A 22,845-nucleotide genomic window follows, 5' to 3' on the forward strand; every position below is an offset into this window, starting at 1 on the left:
TGCTCGGCCAGCCACCGGCGGGCCGCCGCGTCCGGCTCGGAGCGACCGAGCACGGCGACCCGCGCGCCGGAGCCGACCAGCGCCTCGACCACCGGGCGGCCCAGCCCACCCAGCCCACCGGAGACCACGTACACGTCGCCGGTCGACACGACGGCCGGACCCGCGTTCCCGACCGGCGCCCGCCGGTATCCCAGCGCCTCCCGGCCCGCGACGCCGAACCGCACCTCGACGGCCGGGTCCGCAGCGACCAGTTCCGGCCACAGCGCCGCGGCGAGCGCGTCACCGCGCAGCGCGCCGACGTCGACGACCCGGGGGCGCAGCCAACCACACTCCCGGGCGGCGGAGCGCGCCAAGCCGCCCACGGCGGCACCGACCACCGACCCCGGGTGCGCGACGACGACCGGGACCGGACGGTCCGACGGCGTCCGCGCTGCCGCGCGCAGCAGGCAGAGCAGCGGCGTGACGTCGCTGTCGACCTGCTCCGGGCGTGGCGGGTGGTCGCCGGACGTGTCCAGGGCACCGACGTGGACCACGGCGTCGGGGACACCGTGGGCGCACAGGTCCGTCCAGTGCCGATCCGCCTCGTCCTCGTCGGTGGTGGCCTCGACGACGGACAGCCGGTCGACCGGCCACGCCCCAGCGGCCACCCGCGGCGCTCCGCCGCCGAGCAGGACCACGTGCTTGAGACGACGGCCCGGGGTCGCCACCACCGGCGCCGGCTCCCAGACCTGCCGGAGCCGGACCAGGTCGTCGGTGCCGGCGGCCAACCTCCGGAGCAGCGGCAGCGCCTGCTCCGGGGTCAGCTCGCCGGCGCGTACGCGGTGCAGCACCTCGTCCACAGTCTGCGGCTCAGCGTTCACGACAACGTCTCCCACTCCCGCTTGACCTCGTGCACCTCGGCCTGGCCGGCGTGCAACCGCCGCAGCATCTCGGTGAGGCGTTCCTCGTCCGGCACCCTCGGTGGCGGTTCCGCCACGGGTTTCCGGCCGACCGGCCGCAGCACCACGTCGCCGAGCGTCACCAGCGGCGTACCGCTGTCGTCGAGCAGCGTGACGACGAAGCGGGACCGTTCGGCGACCGGCGTGACGTGGGCGTAGCGGACGTGCGCGGTGTCGGCGTGCGCCTCGACCCGGCCGATGGTGAACGGAATCCGCGGACCGGCCGTCCACGCCGCCGCGGCCGGGAACAGGCCCGAGATGGCCTGCATGCCCCCGTCGAGCAGGCAGGGGTGTAGGCGGAGCCCGGTGGTGGGGGTCCCGTCCGGCAGCGCCAGCTCGGCCAACACCTCGTCGTCGGCGCAGTGCAGCGCGCGGATGGTCTGGAAGGTGTGGCCGTAGCGGATGCCGGCGTCGGCGAAGCTGCGGTAGAGGTCGGCGCCGTCGACGCGCCGGGCGCAGCGCCCCCGGACGGCGTGGAGGTCGACCGCTTCGGGCCGTGCTCCGGCCTCGTCGGGGGCGACGACGACCTGCCCGGTCGCGTACGGGCCGGAGCCGTCCGCCTCCTCCGGGTCCCGGATCGCGACGTCCAGCACGCCGGGGCGCGCGGTCGGCGTCACACCGACGTGCAGGACGCGTGGTCGGTCCACGGTGACGGCGCGGGTCCAGGTGATCCGGCGAAGCCCCACCACCGGCGCGCCGGCCGCCATCTCCCCGGCGACGCGGGCCAGTTCGAGCACGGCGGCCCCGGGTAGCGTCGGTGTGCCGGCCACGACGTGGTCCCGGACGTAGAACTCGGCGCCGGTCAGGTCCACTGTGACCGGTCGTCCGGTCGGATCGGCGAGCGCGGAGATCATCGGGTGCACGCCGTCGTCGGCGCGGGACGCCGCGTGCCCCGCGCTGTCGTCGACGCCCGACCGGGTGACGGCCGGGTCGAGCCCGTACCGCTGGCCGGCGAACGGGTAGGTCGGCAGCGGCAGTCGACGGCACCGCTCCGCCGCGAACAGCCGTCGCCACGACGGGTCGGCGCCGGCCCGGTAGCCGGCGGCCAGCGCGGTGAGCGCGTCCGTGAGGTCCGGGTCGGACGCGTCGCACATCCGCCGCGCGGTCTCGGCCGGCAGCGGGCGCGCCGGCTGCCCGTCCGGGTCACCGGCCAGCCAGGAGCGCAGGCCGTCGACGAGCCCGCCGGTGTCGGTGACCACCCAGGCCGCCCGACGCCGGTGGTGTGCCCGCCCGACCAGCGTGGTGAAGGCAACGTCGCGGATCTCCGGCCTGGTGGGCCGGGACTCCAGCCACCGCAGCAGGTCGCCCACGCGGTCCCGCAGCGCCCGGTCGGTGTGACCGGAGAGGCCGACGAGGTACGCCGGCCGGGCCGACGGCTCGGCCGGCGCGGCGGCCTCGACCGCCTCCCGGACGACGACGTGCGCGTTCGTGCCGCTGAAGCCGAAGGCGCTCACCGCGCCGTAGCGGGGGCCGTCCGGCTCGTGCCACGGCTGCGCCCGGGTGGGGACGTAGAACGGGGTGTCCGGCAGGCCGATGAGGTCGTTGCCCTCGCGGAAGTTCAGCGACGGCACGTGCATCCCCTCCCGGACGCAGAGGATGAGCTTGATCAGGCCGGCCATGCCGGCGGTCGCGAGGGTGTGCCCGATGTTGGTCTTGACCGACCCGATCGCGCAGAACCCGGTGCGGTCGGTGTGCCGGCGGAACGCCTCGGTCAGCGCGGCCACCTCGATCGGGTCACCGAGCCGGGTGCCCGTCCCGTGCGCCTCCACGTAGCCGATCCGATCCGGGCGTACGCCGAACCGGTCGTACACCTCGGTCTCCAACGCCGTCTGCGCCGCGCCGTTCGGCGCGGTGATGCCGTTGGTCTGCCCGTCCTGGTTGAGCCCGGAGCCGACGACGACGGCGTGCACGTGGTCCCTGTCACGCAGCGCGGCGTCCAGCCGCTTGAGGACGACGACGCCGACGCCCTCGCCCGGCACGAAGCCGTCCGCCGCGGCGTCGAAGGTGTGGCAGGCCCCGGTCGGCGAGAGCATCTGCGCCCGGCTGGCGAGGTGGTAGAAGAGTGGCGTGTTCATCACCATGACCCCGGCCACGACGGCGGTGTCCACCTCGCCCGAGCGCAGCGCCTCGGCGGCCAGGTGCAGGGCGGTCAACGACGACGAGCAGGCGGTGTTGACGGTGATGCACGGACCTCGCAGGTCCCACAGGTAGGACAGGCGGGCGGCGAGGATGGCCTCGCTGTTGCCGAGGAAGGCGTGCGCGCTCAGCGGCTCGGTCGCCTCCACCGTCCGCAGGTAGTCGTTGCCGTTGTAGCCGACGTACACGCCGCAGCGGCTGCCGGCCAGGTCCTCGCGTGCGTAACCGGCGTCCTCCACCGCCCGCCAGGTCTCCTCCAGCAGCAGCCGCTGCTGCGGGTCCATCCGTTCGGCTTCCTTCGGCGAGATGGCGAAGAACAGCGGGTCGAACCGGTCCACGTCGTCGAGCAGCGCTCCCCACCGGCTGTAGCTGCGGTCGGTCCGGCGCGGGTCGGGGTCGTAGAACTGCTCGGCCGGCCAGCGGGTCACCTCCCGTACCGCGCTGCGTCCGTCGACCAGGTTGCGCCAGAACCGGTCCAGGTTCGGGGCGTCCGGGAAGCGGGCCGACATGCCGATCACGGCGATCTCGGGCCGGTCCGCCGTGGGGCCGGGGGTCGCCGCCGCCGGGGCGGGATCGGCCACGGCGGGAGCGGGGCTGGTCACCGGCGGCGGCGCGGGCGCGGGGGTGCCCGCCGCCGGCGTACCCACCGGCGGGGTTTTGGGCGGCGGGCGCAGGGCCGCGCCGTGGCGCGCGGTGACGTGCGCGGTGAGCGCGGTGATCGTCGGGTGGCTGAACATGTCGGTGGGGTGCAGGGCGACGCCGAGATCGTGGTTGAGCCGGTTCACCACCTGGATGGCGACGACCGAGTCCACGCCGAGGTCGGTGTGCGCCACCTCCCGGTCGAGCGTGTCCGGGTCCAGGCCGAGCACGTCGGCGAAGACGGCGGCCACCCGGTCGCCCACCCCGTCCGGTCGGGCCGCCGGTGCGGCGGCCACATCCGCCGGTGTCGGTGCGGCGGGCACGTCCGCCGGGGTCGTCGGTGCCGGCCGGTCCACCCCCAGAGGTACGAACCCGTCGCTCCGGGCCGCGAGGACGCTCTGGTGGACGACGTCCCAGGACCGGACGTGCTCGAACCCGGCCCCGTGCAGGGCCTCCCGCCAGGCGTCCCGGTCCAGCAGCGGCGAGTGCGGCAGCCGCCGGTCCCGGTCGTCGTGCCGCCACCAGCCGTCCAGCAGGCCGAACGTCAGCGTGGCGTACAGCCGGTCGTGGGTCCCCTCGTTGACCACCAGGCAGCCGCCCGGCCGCAGCAACCGCTTGGCGTTGCCCAGCGTGACCGCCACGTCGGCGGTGGCGTGCAGGACGTTCGCGGCCAGCACCACGTCGAACCCGGCGACCGGGAAGCCCTGCGCGGCGGGGTCGTGTTCGATGTCCAACTGCCGGCAGCGCACCCGGGGGTCACCGGCGAACCGCTGCTCACCCTGCCGGACGAAGGCGGCGGACACGTCGGTGTGGTGGTACTCCACAGCGGCGTCGACGGCCGCCAGCACCCGGCGGGTGGTGGCGCCGGTGCCGGCGCCGATCTCCAGCACGGCGACCGGCCGGTCCGCGTCCCGGGGCACCGCCGCGACGAAGCGGGCGACGGCCCAGGCGGTGAGCGCGTTGGCGTGGTCGGCGACCTGGTCGCCCGCGTACACCGGGGCCAGCAGGTCGTCCCGGCCGTCGGGGAACAGCGCCTCCTGCGGTGTCACGCGCCCGGCCAGCAGATCCCGGTAGCGCGGCCACACCGCGTCCAACAGCCGCAGGTACGGCGTCAGGGCGGGATGCCGGGCCAGGATGTCCGCCGCCCGCCCCGGCAGGTCGTCCAACCGGCGCTCGGCGGCATCGGGTCCCGGCCGGAGCAGGTCGCCGTCGCGCCGTACCCGGCCCGCGTCGGCGAGCGCGGCGAGGAGGGCGTCGACGAGGCGTACCTGACCGGGGGTCGCCAGCGCCCGCACCTGGGCCACCGGCACCGCCGTGCCCGGCGTCGGCAGCAGGCCGGCGTCGCGCAGCAGACCGGCCACCAGGTCGGCGCAGTAGCGCTCCAACTCCTGCCACCCGCCGGCCAGGACCGCCAGCGCGGCGTGGTCGGGCTCCGGGACGTCGGTGTCCAACCCCGACGCGGGTACGCCGGCCGCGGGCACGCCCGGCACCAGGACGGGCTCCGCCACCGTGGGCAGCGTGTCGCGCAGCACCGCCGGCTCCGCCCGGACGGCCACCAACTGCGGGAGCGCGGCGCCCAGCGCGAGGCGCATCGTGGCCAGGCCCTCGGGTGGCTCGATGGAGTGCACGCCCTCGGCGGCGAGCCGCTGCCGGTACGCCGGATCGGCCACCACCCCGACGCTGCCCCAGTACCCCCAGTTGAGCACCGTCACCGGATGGCCGAGCGCGCGCAGGTGCCGTCCGTACGCGTCCTGGAAGGCGCACGCGGCGGCGTAGTTGCCCTGACCGCCGTTGCCCACGAAGGACTGCACCGACGAGAAGAACAGCACGAAGTCGAGCGGCTGGTCGGCGAACTCCGCGCAGAACGCGACGCTGCCGCGCGTCTTGGGCGCGAGCACGGCGCGGAACGCGTCCTCGTCCATCGCCCGCAACGTCTGGTCGCCCAGCACGATCGCCGAGTGCACGATGCCGTGCACCGCGCCGAACCGTTCGACGATCTCCCGCTTGGCGGCGCGCAGCGCGGCCGGGTCGTCGGCGTCGGCCCGCAGGTAGACGCCGGTCCCGCCGCGCCTGTCGATCTCGGCGATGGCCTGCCGCTGGCGGTCGCCGAGCTGACCGCGACCGAGCAGCACGACCGTCGACCCGGCGGCGGCGAGGTGCTGGGCGAGGACGCCGCCGACGCCACCCGCCCCGCCCAGGATCACGTAGACGCCACCCGGTCGTGGCACCGGCGGGTTGTCGGGGACGGCGACGCCCTGGACCGGTCGGAAGCCTCTCAGGTACCAGCGGTCGCGGTGCAGGACTGCCACGCCGGCCGGCCCGGACGTCGGGATGCGGGCCGGGTCCACGAGCCGGGACACCACGGCGGGCGGCGCGGCCACGTCGGCGGCGGCCAGGTCGGCGACGCGGACCCGCCAGGCGGGATACTCCCGGGCCACGGTGCCGGCCAGCGCGTGCAGGCCGGCGGCGAGCGGTGCCGGGACGGCGTCGTCGACCGGGCAGACCCCGACGGTGACCACACAGATCCACAGTGGCCGCCCGCCGAGACCGCGCCGGTCCAGCGTCCGGACCAGCCGGTGCAGGGCCAGCACGCCGTCGCGCTGGGCGCTGTCGACCCGCTCCGGGGTGACCGGCCCGCTCGGGGCGCAGAGCAGGTAGACGCCGGTCGGTTCGGTGGCGTCGTCGGGCGCCCGCTCGGCGTCGGCTCGGACCAGGCGGGCGTCACGACCGGCGGACAACGCCTCGGCGAGCCGGGCGGTGTCCGCGTCATGCATGATCCACACTGGCCCGGTGGGCGCGCTGTCGACGCCCTCGGGCTCCTCGGCCGGCGTCCACACCGGCGTGCAGAGCTGCGGCAGGACAGCCTCCGGCGTCGGCTCGACGGGCGTCGCCGGCGCGTCGGTGAACCAGTGCCGTTGCGGCTCGAACGGGTACGTGGGCAGCGAGACGCGCCGCCCGGCTCCCTGGTGCGCCGCCGCCCAGTCGACGTCGACACCACGGGTCCACAGGGTCGCGAGCTGCCGCCACTCGCCCTGCGCGACGAGCGCCGCCAGGTACGCCCGCCCGGCCGGACCGGACACCAGGGCCTCGGCGAGGTCGTCGGTGGCGTCGGCACGTCCCTGCCGCAGACCGGCCGGTCCGCCGCCGGACGCGTACGCCGCCAGGACCTCGACCAGGTGGTCCAGGTCGCTGGTGACCACGGCGATCCGCTGCGCCATCGGCTCGCGGCCGGTCTGCAGGGTGAAGGCCACGTCGGCCAGCGCGGGCCGGGCGTCCGGGGCCGGCGCGTCGACGGGGACCAGCTCGGACAGCGGACGGCCGGGGTCGATGTCACCGACCGCCACGCCGAGCCGCGCGGCCAGCGCCGTCCGGGCGAACGCGTCCAGCGCGAGGTCGGCCGGCGTGCTGCCGGTGTCGATGTCGTCGGCGGCGACGCCGAGCAGGTCGGCGACCGCCTGGCGGAGGGCGTCCAGGTCCGGCGGGGCGGCCGGCGCGGTGGCCCGCAGCGCCGCGGCGAGCCGCCCGGCGTACGCCCGCAGGCGCGGCTCGTCCCGGGCGGAGAGGACGATCACCTGCGGCCGGGACGGGGAGGGTACGCGAGGCGGTGCGGTCCGGGCCTCCTCCAGCACCACGTGGGCGTTCGTGCCGCCGAATCCGAAGGAGGAGACACCGGCGCGACGGGGAACGCCGTCCGCCGTCGGCCACGGCGTCGTCCGGTCGTGCAGCCGGAACGGGCCGGTGTCCAGGTCCAGCAGCGGGTTCGCCGACCGTTGGTGCAGCATGCCGGGGAGCACACCCCGTCGCAGCGCCAGCGCCACGGTGACCAGCCCGGCCAGGCCGGCGGCCGGTTCGAGGTGGCCGATGTGCGTCTTGACGGTGCCGAGCGCGCACCAGGGTGCGTCCGGCACCGGTCGGCCGGTCGTCCGCGACCACGTGTCGACGGCGCGACGCAGGCCGTCGTACTCGATGGGGTCGCCGAGCGATGTGCCGGTGCCGTGCGCCTCCAGGTAGGAGATGGTGGTGGGGTCGACGCCCGCGCGCGCCCAGGCGGTGGTGACCACCTCGGCCTGGGCCTCCAGGTTCGGCGCGGTGAGCGAGCTGGCCCGCCCGCCGTGGTTCACAGCGGAGCCGCGCAGCACGGCGTGCACCTGGTCACCGTCGCGGATCGCCGCGCTGAGCGGCTTGAGGACGACGGCGAGCACGCCCTCGCCACGGACGTAGCCGTCGGCCGCCGCGTCGAAGGAGTGGCACCGTCCGGTCGGGGAGAACGCGCCCGCCTCGTTGGCGAGCACGTAGTAGTACGGGTCGAGCATCAGGCTGACGCCACCGACGACCGCCGACTCGCAGTCGCCCCGGTGCAGCGCGGCCACCGCCCGGTCCACGGCGACCAGTGACGACGAGCACGCCGTGTCCACCGTCTCGCTCGGCCCGCGCAGGTCGAACGTGAAGGAGAGCCGGTTGGCCAGCATGTTCAGCACGTTCCCGGTGCCCACCTGCACCCGCCGCACACCCGCCTGCCGCAGCAGGTCGTGGTAGTCGGTGAACTGCGCGCCGACGTACACGCCGACCCGCCTGCCGGCCAGCGCCGACATCCGCCAGCCCGCGTCCTCGACGGCGGACCAGGCGACCTGGAGGAGCAGCCGTTGCTGCGGGTCCATCAGCTCGGCCTCGCGGGGCGAGACGCGGAAGAACGGCGCGTCGAACCGGTCCACGCCGTCGAGGAAGCCGCCCCACCGGGACCGGGTGCGGCCGACGGCGAGGGGATCGGTGGAGAAGACCGAGCGCCAGTCCCACCGCTCCGGCGGCACCTCGGTCACCTGGTCCCGGCCGGCGACCAGGTGCGCCCAGAACTCGTCCAGGTCGCCGGCCCCGGGCAGGACGCCGGCCATGCCCACCACGGCGATCGGCTCGGCGACACCTGCCGATCCGACGGGCGGGGCCGCCACCACGGACACGGGCGACGGCGCGGCAGGCGAGACGGGCACGGCGGGCGACGCGGACACGGCAGCCGGCGCTGGCTCGGCAGGCGACGCGGGCAGCGGAGCCGGCGACGCGGTCGGCGCTGACCCGAAAACCGCGTGTGACCCTGGGGCGTGCGCTCGGGCCGGGACCGGCGGCGGGCCCTGACCGGCGCGGTGGGCCGCCACCGCGTCCGGGTACGTGGTACGGAGGTGCTCGACGACGCCGGCCAGGGTGCCGGAGGTGAAGAAGACGGTCGCCGACAGCCGGACGCCCAGCAGCGCGCCGACCCGGTCGGCGAGATCCCGGATGCTGATCGAGTCGAAGCCGTGGTCGTTCAGGCTCTCGTGGGACTGGATGTGGGCGGGGTCGGTCTCCAGCACCTCGGCGGCGAGCAGGCGCAGGTCGTCGTACAGCCGGGTGGTGTCGTCCGGGTCGGCGGCGGCCGGGTCGGCGACGGTCAGCAGGTCGGCGACCCGGTCCACGGAGGCCCGGGGGCCGGCCAGGACCAGCGCCCGGCCGAGCCCGCGCCGCAGCACCTCCTCGAACGCGTCCAGGCCGGACCGCCGGTCGAGGTATTCCAGGCCGGCAGTGCGCAGGTACAGCTCCTCGGCCCCGTCCAGGCGCATCCCGCCGTCGCGCCACAGTCCCCAGTCGACGACGACCGTCCGGCCCGGGCGGCGCCGCCGCTCCCGCCACCGGGCGAACTCGTCGGCGAACCGGTTGGCGACCGCGTAGTCGCCCTGCCCGAGGTCACCGAGGAGCGCGGACGCGGAGGAGAAGACGACGAACAGGTCGAGTGGCTCGTCGGCCGTGACCGCGTCCAGTAGCGGCAGCCCGACGAGCTTGGGGGCGAGCACCGCCCGCAGGTCGGGCCAGTCCTTGTCGGGCAGGCCGCGACCGTCGAGCGTCCCCGCGCTGTGCACCACGGCGTGCACCGCGCCGAACCGGTCCCGGACCCGCCGGACCAGCTCCGTCAGCGCCGCGCGGTCGGTGAGGTCGGCGGGCCAGTAGACGGCGTCCGCCGCGCCGGCCTCCCGCAGGGCGGCGAGTCGCGCGTCGGTGTCGGGGGCGGCCGGCGACCGGCCGGTCAGGACGAGCCGTGCCCGGTGGGTAACGGCCAGCCGTTCGGCGACCGCCAGGCCGAGGCCGCCGAGGCCACCGGCGACGAGGACGACAGCACCGTCGCGGAGGGCGGTGCGCTCGCCGGTGTCCTGGGCCTCGCGCATACCCGGGCGGGTCCACCGACCGTCCACCCGTCGAACCTCGACCAGGTCGCGGAACGCGCACAGGCCGGCGCCGGCCCGGACCCGCGCGGTGGTGTCGGCGTCGGCGATGCCGGCGACGGTGAGGGCGAGGTGCGGCGCGGCGACCCGCAGCGACCGGCCGAGGCCGGCGAGGGCCGCGGCGTACGGGTCGTCCGGGTGACCGACCACCACCACGCGGGCCGGCGCCGGGCCGACCCGGCGGGCCAGCTCGCCGACCAGCCCGAGCAGCGGCCGGACGGCGGTCTCCAGCGGGGCGTGTTCCAGATTGTCGATCGTCGCGACGGCGGTGGGCAGCAGGCAGAGAACGGTGTCGACGCCCTGTTCGACGCACCGGTCCACCAGGTGCGGGACCTCCAGCCGGTGCAGGTCCGCCGCCAGCGTGGGGTCGAGCGCCGCGCGGGCGGCCGGCAGGTCCGCGGCGGCAGCCACCAGCAGCAGGCGGGCCGGCGGCGGGCCGGCCGGGACGGCGAGAGGTTCCTCGGTGACCTCCAGCAGATGCACCGGCGGTTGGGCCGTGCCGGCGGACGGAGCGGTCTGGACGGGCGTGTCGGGGCGGCTGCCGAAACCGTCGGGCAGTGGGTAGCGGTCCGGGCGGAACGGATAGCTGGGCAGCTCCGCCAGCGGCGGGTGCGGGGTGGGCCAGGCCGGCGCCCAGTCGACGTCGGCCCCGCCGGCCCAGGCCGGAGCCCACCGCCGGGGATCGTCTCCCGGCCGGACGCTCACCCGCTCCGGCTCGGCTCCGTCCGGAACGCTGCCCGTCCACCCGCCGTCCGGTTCCCGCCCGTCGGCGAGGACGTCGAGGGCGGCCACCGCCTCGTCGAGGGTCTCGGCCCAGATCGCGGCGCGGTGCGCGAACGCCTCCCGGCCCGTCTGCAACGTCCAGGCCACATCGGCCAGGTGCGGCCGGCTCGCGCGCAACGCCTCCGCCAGCCGCCCGCAGTGCGCCGTCAACCGCTCGGCGGTCCGCGCCGACACGACAAGCAACTGCCCACCCTCCGGCCGCCGCGGGACGGGCGTACGCGGCGGCTCCTCGATCACCACGTGCGTGTTGCTGCCGGAGACGCCGAACGAGCTGATCCCGGCGCGGCGGACGCTCCCCTCGACCGCCGGCCACGGCACCGCCTCGGTGTTGACGAGGAACGGCGAACCCTCCAGATCGAGGAACGGATTGAGCTGCCCCCCGCCCGGCATCGCCGGGATCATCTCGTTGCGCAGCGACAGGATGGCCCGCATCACCCCGGCGACACCGGCCGCCGCCTCCAGGTGCCCGAGATTCGCCTTCACCGACCCGAGCACGCAACCACCCGGCCGACCCTCGTCACCGAACGCGGCACGCAGCGCCCGCACCTCGATCGGGTCACCCAACAGCGTGCCGGTACCGTGCGCCTCCAGCAGACCCAGCTCGCCCGGCGACACCCCGGCATCGGCCCACGCCTCGGTCAACACCCGCGCCTGCAACTCCGGCCGCGGCGCGGTCGGGCTGTTCGACCGCCCCACATGATTGGTCGCCGACCCGCGCACCACGGCCCAGATCCGGTCGCCGTCGGCGAGCGCCCGCTCCAGGGGGCGCAGCACCAGTGTCGCCACGCCCTCACCCGGCACGTAACCGTCCGCGCCCGCGCCGAAGGGACGGCATCGACCGGTCGGGGACAGCGCGCCGAGACGCGCCGACGTGATCAGGTGCAGCGGGCTGAGCAGGAGGTTGACGCCCGCCACCACGGCGGTGTCGCACTCGCCCGCCCGCAGCGCGCGTACCGCCAGGTGCAACGCGGTCAGCGACGACGCGCACGCGTTGTCCACCGGCACGCTCGGACCCTGCAGGTCGAACGCGTACGACAGGCGACCGGCGATGGCCGAGACGACGCTGCTGGTGACCTGGTAGTCGCGCAGCGGCACCCGGTTGCGGACGATCTCGGCCCAGTAGTCCTGGAAGCAGGTGCCGACGTAGACGCCGGTGCGGGTGCCCCTGATCCGCCCCGCGCACCCCGCATCCTCGAACGCCTCGTACGCCACCTCCAACAACAACCGCACCTGCGGATCAAGCCACACCGCCTCCCGCGGCGACACACCAAAAAACTCCGCATCAAACCTGTCCACCCCCGACAGGAAACTCCCCCACCGCCCATACGACCGATCCGCCACCGACCGATCCACGTCAAACCACAACCGCCAATCCCACCGACCCCCCGGCACCTCCCCCACCACATCCACACCCGACACCAAATTCCCCCACAACCCACCCACATCCGACGCACCCGCGAACCGCCCCGCCATCCCCACCACCGCCACCGCACCCGACAGACCAGACGGACGCGATGCAGCCGAAGGCCCAGACACGGCCGCACGAACCGGAGCCGGCTGCGGCACGGCCGCACGGACCGAAGCCGGCTCCAGCGGGACCGACCCGGACGAAGCCGACCCGGACGAAGCCGGCTCCGGCGGGGCCGACACCGGCAACCGCTCCCCCACCACCGACGCGTGCTCCGCGACGAAGTACGCCGACAACTCCGCCAGACACTGCTGCTCGAAGAACAACGTCGGATACAACTCCACACCGAGGTCGTCCTCGATGCGCCGTACCAACGTGATGAGCTGGGTGGAGTCGATACCGCACGACATGAACGTCTCGGTGGCCGGCAGCTCCTCGATGCCGGTCTCGCGGGCGACCACCGCGCGCAGATACGCGGTGACCCGACCGGCGAGGTCGTCCCCAGTCGGAGCCGTCACCGGGAGACCGGCCGGTGCCGGACCCCCGGCGGTGGTCGACGGGGCTTCCGGACGAGCGCGGCCCGGTCCCGGCCCCACCGTCCCGCCAGCGACGGCGTCCTCGATGAGGCGGTAGGTGAGTCCAGCGACGACGACGAGCGCGCGCCCGTCCTCGTCGCGCAGCACCGCGTCGACGGCGGCGGACCGCGCGCCGGCCCGGACCAGCCGGACCTCCGTGTGGCAGGACGGACCGGGCACCGCGTACACGGTGAGGGCCTCGACCAGCATCGGGACCCACATGCCCGCCGTCGTTCCGCCCAGCAGCGCCATGCTGGCGACGAACACGCCGTCGAGGAGCGACGCGGGCAGCGTGCTGTCGCCGTCCTCGGGACCGCGGGCGAGCGCCCCGGTCACCAGCCCGTCCGCGATCCGGGCGGCGCGCAGGGCACGCAGCGCCGGGCCACGACGGGTGCTCACCGACCCGTACAGCTCGTCCTCACCGACCGGCTCGCCGGACGTCGCCGCGACGGCGACCCGCGGCGGCGCGGCCTGCGCCGGACGGTACGCCCCGTGCGCGACCTCGGTGTCGGACCCGTCGGCATGAAAGCGGACGGCGAACCGCTGCCCGGTGCGCTCGACGGTGATCGAGCCCCGCCCGCCCGGCCGCAGCAGCACCGGCGCGGTGACCGTCAGGTCCGCCACCGTGACCGGCAGGTCGCCACCGGCCGCGACGTACGCCTCGACGGCGAGTGCGGCGTGCGTGACACCGAGCAGGACCCGCGTGTCCTCCCGGCCGTCGAAGGGGTTGGTGCCGAGATGGTCACGCAGTTGCGGCTGGTCGTAGTCGACCGGGCTCCGGAAGGGCGCCGGGCCGGCGATCAGCGTCTGCGCCTGGGCCGGCGAGATCTCCCGCCGGGCGAGCGCGCGCAGGATGTCGGCGATGTCGTCGCTGTTCATCTCGAGGTCGCCCCGTTCGTGATCGGCGCGGACGCCAGGGAGGTGATCAGGTTCGCCGCCGCGTCGGCGTCGAGCCGGCCGTCGTGGACGGAGGCGAGCAGGCCGAGCAGGCTCTCACCTGGTTCGGTGGCGGCGGTCTCCCCGAGCCGGTAGCGGCGGCGGCGGAACTCGGGCGGCGGCAGCGGGGACCGGGACCCGGGCGCGCCCCGGTACTCCTGCACCACGACGTGCGCGTTGGTGCCGCCGAAGCCGAACGCCGAGACACCCGCCCGGCGCGGCCACCCGTCGGCTGCCGGCCACTGTCGGGTCGCCGTCACCGGGAAGAACGGCGAGTCGGCGAACCGGAAACGCGGGTGCGGGCGGGCGCAGTGCACTGTCGCCGGCAGCATCCCGGATCTGACCGCCAGCACGGCCTTGATGAATCCCACGGCGCCGGCGGCCCGCATCAGGTGCCCCAGATTGGACTTGACCGAACCGATCCCGCAGCGGGCCCGCCCGCCGTCGGACCCGAACACCCGCGAGGCCGCACGTACCTCGATCGGGTCCCCCAGCAGCGTCCCGGTCCCGTGCGCCTCCAGGTAGCCGACGGACTCGCCGGGGATGCCGGCGTCCGTCAGCGCCGCCCGCAGGACGGCCTCCTGACCGTCCACGCTGGGCACGGTCAGGCCCATGGTCCTGCCGTCGTTGTTCACCGCGCCACCCAGCACCACCGCGTTGACCCGGTCGCCGGAGGCGACGGCGTCCGACACCCGGCGCAGCAACACCAGGCCACCGCCCTCACCCAGCACCAGGCCGTGCGCGCCCTCGTCGAACACCGCGCACACCCCGTCCGGCGCCAACGCCCCGGCCTGGCTGAAGGCGATGTGCAGGTAGGGGTCGACAAGGAGTTCGACGCCGCCGGCGACGGCGTAGTCGCACTCTCCGGCGCGCAGCGCCCGGCAGGCCGCGTGGATCGCCACCAGCGCCGACGAGCACGCCGTGTCGATCGTCTGCGCCGGCCCCCGCAGGTCGAAGAAGTCCGCCACCCGCGCCGCCAACATGTTGGGGATGGTGCTGGTCAGCAGGTTGCGCACCGCGTCCGGCGGCACGGCGTCGACGTTGCGGGGCAGGTAGTTGCTGTCCCCGCCGCCGATGAAGACGCCGGTCCGGGAGCCGGCGACCTCGTCCGGCCGGTATCCGGCGTCGGCGAACAGCTCCGCCGCCAGCTCCAGCACCAGCCGCTGGTGCGGGTCCAGCGCCACCGCGTCGGCTTCGGGCACCCCGAAGTACCCGGCGTCGAAGTCGAACGCGCCGTCGACGAACCCCGCCCACTTCGAGTACGACGTGCCCGGCCGCCGCCGCGACGGATCGAACATCGCGTCGGCGTCCCACCGGTCGGCGGGCACCTCCGACACCAGCGGCCGAGCGGCCAGCAGGTTCTCCCACAGCGCGGCCACCGACGGCGAGCCGGGGAACCGTCCCGCCATCCCGATCACCGCCGCCGAGCTGTCCGGGGCGGGCACCGGCTCCGTCACCACGGCGGGGGCGGCCGGGGCCGGGGCCGGGGCCACGGTCGCCGCCAGGTGCGCGGCCAACGAGGCGATCGTCGGATACTCGCTCACGGCGCTGGGCTCGACGACGGTGTCGAACCGGGCCTCCAGCCGGTTCAGCAACGTCATCATCAGGATGGAGTCCAGGCCGTACGCCGACAGCTCCTCCTCCGGGTCGAGCTCGTCCACGTCCACCTTCAGCACCTCGGCGCAGACCTGGGACAGCTCCCGGGTCAGGTCACGGGGGGCGCTCCGCGGGCGTGGCGTCGCCGCCGGCGCCGGCTCGCTCGTGGCCGCCGGCAGGGGCACGCCCCGGCGACCCTCGCCGTACCACACCGCGACCCGTGGCTCCCGCGCCTGGTGCGCGGACGCCAGCGCGGCGAGCCCGACGTCCGCGGGCAGCGGCACCAGGCCGGTGCCACGGCGCAGCCGTTGCAAACTGTCCGGGTCGACCGTCATGCCGCCGTCGGCCCACAGCGGCCAGCCCAGCGACACCGTCACGCCGGGACGCCGTTGCGCCCGCCACGCCGCGAACTCGTCCAGGAACCGGTTCGCGTACGCGTAGTCCGCCTGGCCGACGGTGCCCAACACCGCGGACAGCGAGGAGAACAGCACGAACGAGTCGAGGTCCAGCTCCGCCGTGGCCTCGTCCAACCAGCGCGTACCCGCCACCTTGGGCGCGCACACCGCCGCCACGTCCGCCGCCGACTTGCCGACGACGAGCCCGTCGCGCAGCACACCGGCCGCGTGCACCACGACGTCCAATCCGCCGAACCGCTCCCGCGCCGCCGCCACCGCCGCGAACACGTCCGCGCGTACCGACACGTCGCCGCGGACGACGAGCACCGACGGATCGAGGTCGGCCGGGGCGGAGCGGCTCATCGCCACCACCCGGGCACCCGCGCCGACCAGGTGCGCGACGACCAACCGGCCGAGCCCGCCGGAGGCGCCGGTCACCAGGCACACCGCACCGGGGCGGACCCACGGCGGCGGGCTGTCGGTGGGCGGCGCGTCGAGCCCGTGCCACCGCAGCACGTCCCGTCCGTCGCCGAGACGGATCTCCGGCTCGCCGTGCGGGACGCGCAGTTCGCCGAGGGCCTCGGCCACTGACAGCGGACGGGTCGTCTGGGCGACCACGACGTCGAGATCGCGGTGCTCCTCGCGTACCACCCGGGCGGTGGCCGCCAGCGCGACGGCGGCCGGGACGTCGGCCGGGACGACGCTCACGATCCGGGCTCCGAGCCGGAGCCGGGCCAACGCGCGGCACAGGTTGATCAGCAGGAGCGGGCCGTACGCGGCCTCGGCGGGCTCCGACCACCGGTGCAGCACCGCGTCCGGGACGGCGTCCAGTTCGGTGAGCCGGCCCAGCAGGCGGTCCAGGTCGGCGGCGGAGGCCGGGTCGAGGACGTAGCGCCGGCCCGGCGTCAGCTCGGCGAAGCCGGCCCCGAACCCGGCCACCACCAGGTCCGGCCGGTCGTCACCGTCGCCGAGCACCAGCACCCGGCGGGGCGCCGGACCCGGCTCCACCGGGGGCGCGGGCTGCCACCGGGGTACGAGCAGACGGCGGCGCACGTCGTCGACGTCGACGGTCAGCGGCCGGGCGGCGAGGCCGCTGACGACCGTGGTCACCTGTCCCCGGTCGTCGGTCAACCGGATGTCGAACCGGCCCCCGGCGGCCCGGGTCGCGTACGCGTACCCGCTCGGCGCGGCCGGGGCGAGGACCCGCACCTCCCGTACGGCGAACGGCACCAGCGGCCCGCCGTCCCCGCCGGTGCCCTCCAGCAGGCCGGACACCGCCTGGAAGGCCCCGTCGAGGAGCACGGGGTGCAGCGCCATGCGCGTCGTGTCGACGCCCGCGACGGCGGGCAGCCGCAGCCGTGCGACGGCCTCGCCGTCGCCCCGCCAGAGGCGCTCGACCACCCGGAACGCGGGGCCGTAGTCCGCCGCGTCGGAGCGGAAGCGTCGATAGACCTCCGCGCCCTCGACGGTGCCGCTGGCCCGCCCGGTGATCGCGGTGACGTCGACGGGGTCCGCCGCCGCCGCGCCGCCGCCGAGGACGACGGTGGCCATGGCGTGCACGACGGGGTCGACGCCGGTGCGGAACTCGACCCGGACGGTGCCCGGGTGCCGGCCCGGCGTCAGTGCCACGTCCACTGTGACCGGTTCCGCGCCGACCACTATCGGACGGGCCCACAGCAGGTCACCCACGGCGGTGGCCGACCGACCGTCGGGGTCGGCGAGTTCGGCGGCGGCGCGGGCCACCTCGGCGTACGCGGCGCCGGGCAGCGTGGCCCGCCCGGCGATGACGTGGTCGGCGAGCCAGTGGGCGTCGCGGCGCAGCACGACCCGGAACCGCGTCTCCTGCGGTGTCGAGCAGTCCTCGTCGATGAGCGGATGCGGGCGCTCGGGTCCGGTGGCCGCCACGGCGGGCAACCAGTACCGGTCCTCGGCGAACGGGTAGCCGGGCAGCGGAATCCGGCGCGGGGCGGAGTGCAGCACCGTCCAGTCGGGCTCCCGGCCGTCCAGCCAGGCCCGCGCCGCCTCCGTCGCGGACGCCGGCGGCTCACCGGTACGGCGGTGCGCGCCGGCCGGCACCCGGGCACGCCACACCGCCGACGGGTCGGCCCCGCCGGCGAAGTCGCGGAGCAGGCCGGCCAGTTCGTCGACGTCGGCGGTGACGATGGCCAGGCGTTCCGGCAGGGAGTCGCGTCCGGTCTGCAGCGTGTACGCCAGGTCGGCCAGCTCGGGCAGCCCGTCCGGCGCCGTCGCCGTGGCGGACAGCTCGGTCACCGTGACCTCGGGCGCTGGCGGTGGACCGGCCACCGCCAGCCGCCGGCCGATCTCGGCCATGGTGACCGGGTCCGCGCCGAGTTCGGTCAGTGGCGCGTGCACGTCGACGTCCGCCACGTCGACCGAGAGCACCTCGGCGACGGTGGCGCGTACGCGGGTGACGCCGGCCCCGGGCTGGGCGCGCAGCACGTCGGCGAGCCGTCCGGCCGCGCACCGCAGCCGCTCCTCGGTACGGGCGGAGAGCACGACGGCCTGGGGTCGGGGGGTCGCCGCCGGACGGGGCGGCACGGGCGGGTGCTCCTCGACCACGACGTGGGCGTTGCTGCCGCCGAACCCGAAGGAGGACACGCCGGCGCGGCGGGGCACGCCCGGGGGTGAGGCCCACTCGCGGGTCGTGTCGACGAGGTGGAACGGCCCGTCGTCGAGCCGCAGCAGCGGGTTCGGGTCGGTGAGGTGGAGCAGTCCCGGCAGGGTCCGGTGCCGCATCGAGAGGATGACGTGCACCAGACCGGCCAGCCCGGAGGCGGCCTCCAGGTGACCGATGCGGGTCTTGACGGTGCCGAGTCCGCACCACGCGCCGGACGGCACCGGGTGGCCGGTGCGCTCCGACCAGAGCCGGATGGCCTGGCGCAGGCCGTCGACCTCCACCGGGTCACCGAGTTCGGTGCCGGTGCCGTGCGTCTCCAGGTAGGAGATGGACTCGGGGGTCACGCCGGCGCGTACCCAGGCGGTGGCCACCACGTCGGCCTGGGCGTCGGCGTTGGGCGACGTCGGTGAGCCGGCCCGGCCGCCGTGGTTGACGGCGGAGCCACGCAGCACCGCGTACACGTGGTCGCCGTCGCGCAGCGCGGCGGACAGCGGCTTGAGGACCAGGGCCAGGACGCCCTCGCCGCGCACGTACCCGTCGGCGGCGCTGTCGAAGGTGCGGCACCGGCCGGTCGGCGAGTTCACGCCCATCTGGCTGGTCACCACGTGGTATGTCGGCGTGAGGATCAGGTTGCAGCCACCGACCACGGCGGCGTCGCAGTCGCCGTGCCGGATCGCGGTGAGCGCCCGGTGCACCGCGACGAGCGACGACGAGCAGGCGGTGTTCACCACCTCGCTCGGGCCGCGCAGGCCGAGCAGGTAGGACACCCGGTTGGCCAGCATGGTCAGCTCGGTACCGGTGCCCACCTGGGGTTCGCTCACCCCCTGCGCGCGCAGCAACTCCTGGTAGTCGCTGAACTGCGCGCCCACGTAGACGCCGGTGCGGGTGCCGGACAGCGCGGAGGGTCGCCAGCCGGCGTCCTCCACGGCGGACCAGGCGGCCTGGAGCAGCAGCCGCTGCTGGGGGTCCATCAGCTCCGCCTCGCGGCCGGACACCCCGAAGAAGCGGGCGTCGAAGGTGTCGACGCCGGGCAGGAAGCCACCCCAGCGCGACCGGGTACGGCCCGCGCCGAAGCGGTCCGGCGAGTACACCGACCGCCAGTCCCAGCGCTCGGGTGGCACCTCGCCGACGAGGTCGTCGCCGTCGCGCACGTGCCGCCAGAAGGCGTGCAGATCGGCCGAGCCGGGCAGCCGTCCGGCCATGCCGACGACGGCGACCGGTTCCACAGCCCCGCTGGCGGGATGCTCGGCAGCGGGCGACGGCGCGGGCGGCTCGCCGCTGGTCAGCGGCGCGGGCACCGGCACTGACGGAACCTCATCGACAGGCGGGGCGGCCGCGAACCCGGCGCGGACCGCCGCGCCCTCCGACTCGACCAGGTACTCGGCCACCTTCCGCAGGGTGCTGCGACTGAAGAACACAGTCGGTGACAGCGTCACCCGGAAGCGTTCGCTCAGCCGGTCCGCGAAGTCCTTGAGGCTGAGCGAGTCGAAGCCGAACTCGCCCAGCCCCTCGTCCGGGGGCAACCCGCCGGCCTCGACGACCGCCGGGGTGTGCTCCAGCCGCAGCAGCGCGGCGGCGAGCGTACGGACCTCGGCGAGGACCCGGTCCAGCAGGTCGTCGGCGGAGGCGGCGGCGACGCCGGAGGGCGCGGCGGGGCCGGCGACGCCGGGCGGCGGCGCAGCCGGCGGGTCGAGCTGGGCGGTCAACCGGCGGACCCCGGCCGGGGTGCCGGCGACGATCAGGCGTCGTCCTCCGCCACCGGCCAACACCCTGTCGAACGCTGCCAGGCCCTGCGCGGTGTCGATGGCCGTGAGGTCGCCGTGGCCGGTGTAGAGCTGCCGGCTCGTGTCGACGAGGCGCATGCCGCCGTCGGCCCACGGCCCCCACTGCGCCACGACGGTGGCGCCGCGCCGCAGCCCCCGTTCGCGCATCCGCTCGCGCCAGTCACCGAAACCGTCCAGGAAGCGGTTGGCGACGGAGTAGTCGCACTCGCCGAAGTCACCGACCACCGAGGACGCCGACGAGAACAGCACGAAGGCGTCCAGCGGGTTCGTCGCGGTGGCCGCGTCCAGCACCGCCGTACCGATGGTCTTGGCGCGCAGCGTGGCCTCGACCGTCGCCCACTGGCGTTCGTGCAGGGCCCGCTGGTCCAGCGCTCCGGCCGCGTGCACCACCACCGAGACGGGCCCCGCCCCGGCCTGGAAGTCGGCGAGCGCCGTGGACACCTGGACGGGGTCGGCGACGTCCACCGGGGCGTACCGGGGCCGGACCGCGCCCAGGCGGGTCAGGTCGGCCAGGTCCCGCTCGATGCGGGCGTCCAGCGGGGAGCGGCCGAGCAGCAGCAACCGGGCGCCGTAGCGTCCGGCGAGGTGGCGGGCCACCAGGCGACCCAGGCCACCGCCGCCGCCGGTCACCACGCAGGGGGCTCCGGGCCGGATCACCACCGGCTGGCCGGTGGGCGGGGCCGGCGCTGGCCGCAGGATCGGCACCGTCCGCTCGGAGCCGTGCCGGCGGACCTCGGGCAGCGTGGCGTGCGGCCACTCCGCGACCGCCGCCCGGGCGACGGCGGCGGGGTCGTCGGTGTCGGCGACGTCCACCACTGTCAGCGACACGTGGGGCGCGGCCAGCCGCAACGACCGACCCAGCGGGCCGAGCGCCGCGACGCAGGGGTCCGGGCCGCTGCCGGGCCGCCGGCCGGCGGCCACGACGAACCGCACGGGGTACGGCGACGCGGCCGCCGCCCGGACCGCCCGCAGCACGGGCAGGGTGCTGGCGGTCAGGTCCCGTGCCACCCGGCGCGGATCGCCGCTGTCCTCGCCGATGGACGGCGGCACCAGGAACAGCACCCCGTCGAACCGGTCTCCGGCGCTCTCCAGGAGTGCGCTGTCACCCTCGACGGCCAGCGCACCGATCAGCGCCCGAGCGGCGGCACACTCCCGCGCGCCGCCGAGCAGCAGTGTCCGGCCCGGGGTCACCGGCGGGGCCGGCGCGGGCGCGGGCTGCCAGCCCGACTCCAGAAGGTGGACGGTCGCGGCGGCCGGGTCCGCCGCCGGCGCGGCGGCGGGCGGCGCGGCAGCGGGCGGCGCGGCAGCGGGCGGCGCGGCAGCGGCCCGAACGGTGGCGGCCGGCGCGGCGGCGGGCGACGCCGGGGCGGCCCAGTAGCGTTCGCCCGCGAATGGGTAGGTGGGCAGCGGAACCACTCGTCCGGCCCCGGCCGTCGTCGTCCAGTCGACCGTCGCGCCGGCGCACCAGGCGCGGGCGATCCCGTCGGCGTCGGACACGCCGGACGGGGTCGGTGGAGCGGCCGTCGGGTCGGCGGTGCCGCGCAGCACGCCGGGCACGTCGTTCTCGCCGGCGGCGAAGCGACGCAGACGGTCGGCGAGGACGGCCGTGTCCGGGGCGCCGACGACGAGCCGTTCCGCGAAGACGCTGCGCCGGGTCCGCAGGGTGAGCGCGACGTCGGCGAGCCGGGGCGCGGGCGGGCCGGCGGCGGGGTCGACGTGGTCGGCGAGTACGCGCGCGTACCGGCGCAGCGCCGCGTCGTCCCGGGCGGAGATCGGGACGAGCACCTCCTCCGTGCCGTCGCCCGCGGCGGTCTGCGCCGTCGGTGGGGCCTCCTGCACCAGCAGCATCGCGTTGGTTCCGCTGAAACCGAACGCGCTGACGGTGGCCCGCCGTGGCCGGTCCGCCGACGCGGGCCACGGGACCGGGCTGGTCGGCACGTAGAACGGACTGGAGGCGAAGTCGATGTACGCGTTGGCCTCCCGGTACGCCGCCTGCGGCGGGATGACACCGTGCCGCATCGCCATCAGCACCTTGATCAGGCCGGCGAGCCCGGAGGCGCCCACCGTGTGCCCGATGTTGGCCTTCACCGAGCCGATGGCGGCGAACTGGCGGCGCTGGGTGTGCCGGCGGAACGCGTCGGTCAGCGCGGTCACCTCGATCGGGTCACCCAGCTCGGTGCCGGTGCCGTGGGCCTCCACGAAGCCGACGGTGTCCGGGGCGACGCCGCTGCGGGCGTACAGCTCGGTGGCGAGGGCGGTCTGCGAGCGGGCGTTCGGTGCGGTGAACCCGTTGGTACGGCCGTCGTGGTTGATCGCCGTGCCCTTGATCACGCCGTAGATGTGGTCGCCGTCGCGGTGCGCCGCGGCGAGGGGTTTGAGCACCACGGCGGCCACCCCCTCGCCGGGCAGGAAGCCGTCGGCGTCCGCGTCGAAGGGGCGGCAGGAGTGCTCCGGCGACAGCACCCCGAGCTGGGACATGTGCACGAAGAAGCGCGGCGTGGTGGCGATGAAGACGCCACCGGCCAGGGCCAGCTCGCTCTCCCCGGCGAGCAGGCTCTGACAGGCGAGGTGGACCGCGACGAGGGAGGACGAGCAGGCCGTGTCGACGGCGAGGTTCGGCCCGGCCAGGTCGAGGAAGTACGAGATCCGGCCGGAGAGCGTCGAGGTCTGGTTGTTCAGCAACGTCGTCGGGCCGTGCGCGACGTCGTGGTCCTCCTGGAGCGCGTCGTAGTCGCCGCCGATGCTGCCGACGAACACACCGCAGCGGCGACC

General features: G+C 75.9%; 3 protein-coding genes (2 of these 3 only partly in view). All 3 read right to left on the reverse strand.

The window, feature by feature from the left end; all coding sequences use genetic code 11:
• Tightly spaced (each overlapping or abutting the next), the 3 genes in view from O7634_RS29140 to O7634_RS29150 form a layout consistent with a single transcriptional unit that may run on beyond the window.
• Nucleotides 1-860, reverse strand: the 5' portion of a protein-coding gene (locus O7634_RS29140; protein WP_278153335.1) for an SDR family NAD(P)-dependent oxidoreductase. Its footprint begins 10,483 nt before the window's first position; 860 of the gene's 11,343 nt are visible here — the first part of the coding sequence; the start codon lies at nt 858-860; its stop codon lies beyond the left edge, outside the window.
• On the reverse strand, nt 857-13,603 hold the full coding sequence (locus O7634_RS29145) for an SDR family NAD(P)-dependent oxidoreductase (protein ID WP_278153336.1): 12,747 nt from the start codon (nt 13,601-13,603) through the stop codon (nt 857-859). Before O7634_RS29145 ends, O7634_RS29140 begins: the two co-directional genes overlap by 4 nt.
• On the reverse strand, nt 13,600-22,845 hold the 3' portion of the coding sequence (locus O7634_RS29150) for an SDR family NAD(P)-dependent oxidoreductase (RefSeq protein WP_278153337.1). Its footprint extends 4,314 nt past the window's final position; the window shows 9,246 of its 13,560 coding nt (coding positions 4,315-13,560); its start codon lies off the right edge, out of view — the gene reads right to left on this strand; the stop codon is at nt 13,600-13,602. Before O7634_RS29150 ends, O7634_RS29145 begins: the two co-directional genes overlap by 4 nt.

The sequence above is a fragment of the Micromonospora sp. WMMD1120 genome, from assembly GCF_029626235.1.
Taxonomy (GTDB): Bacteria; Actinomycetota; Actinomycetes; order Mycobacteriales; family Micromonosporaceae; genus Micromonospora.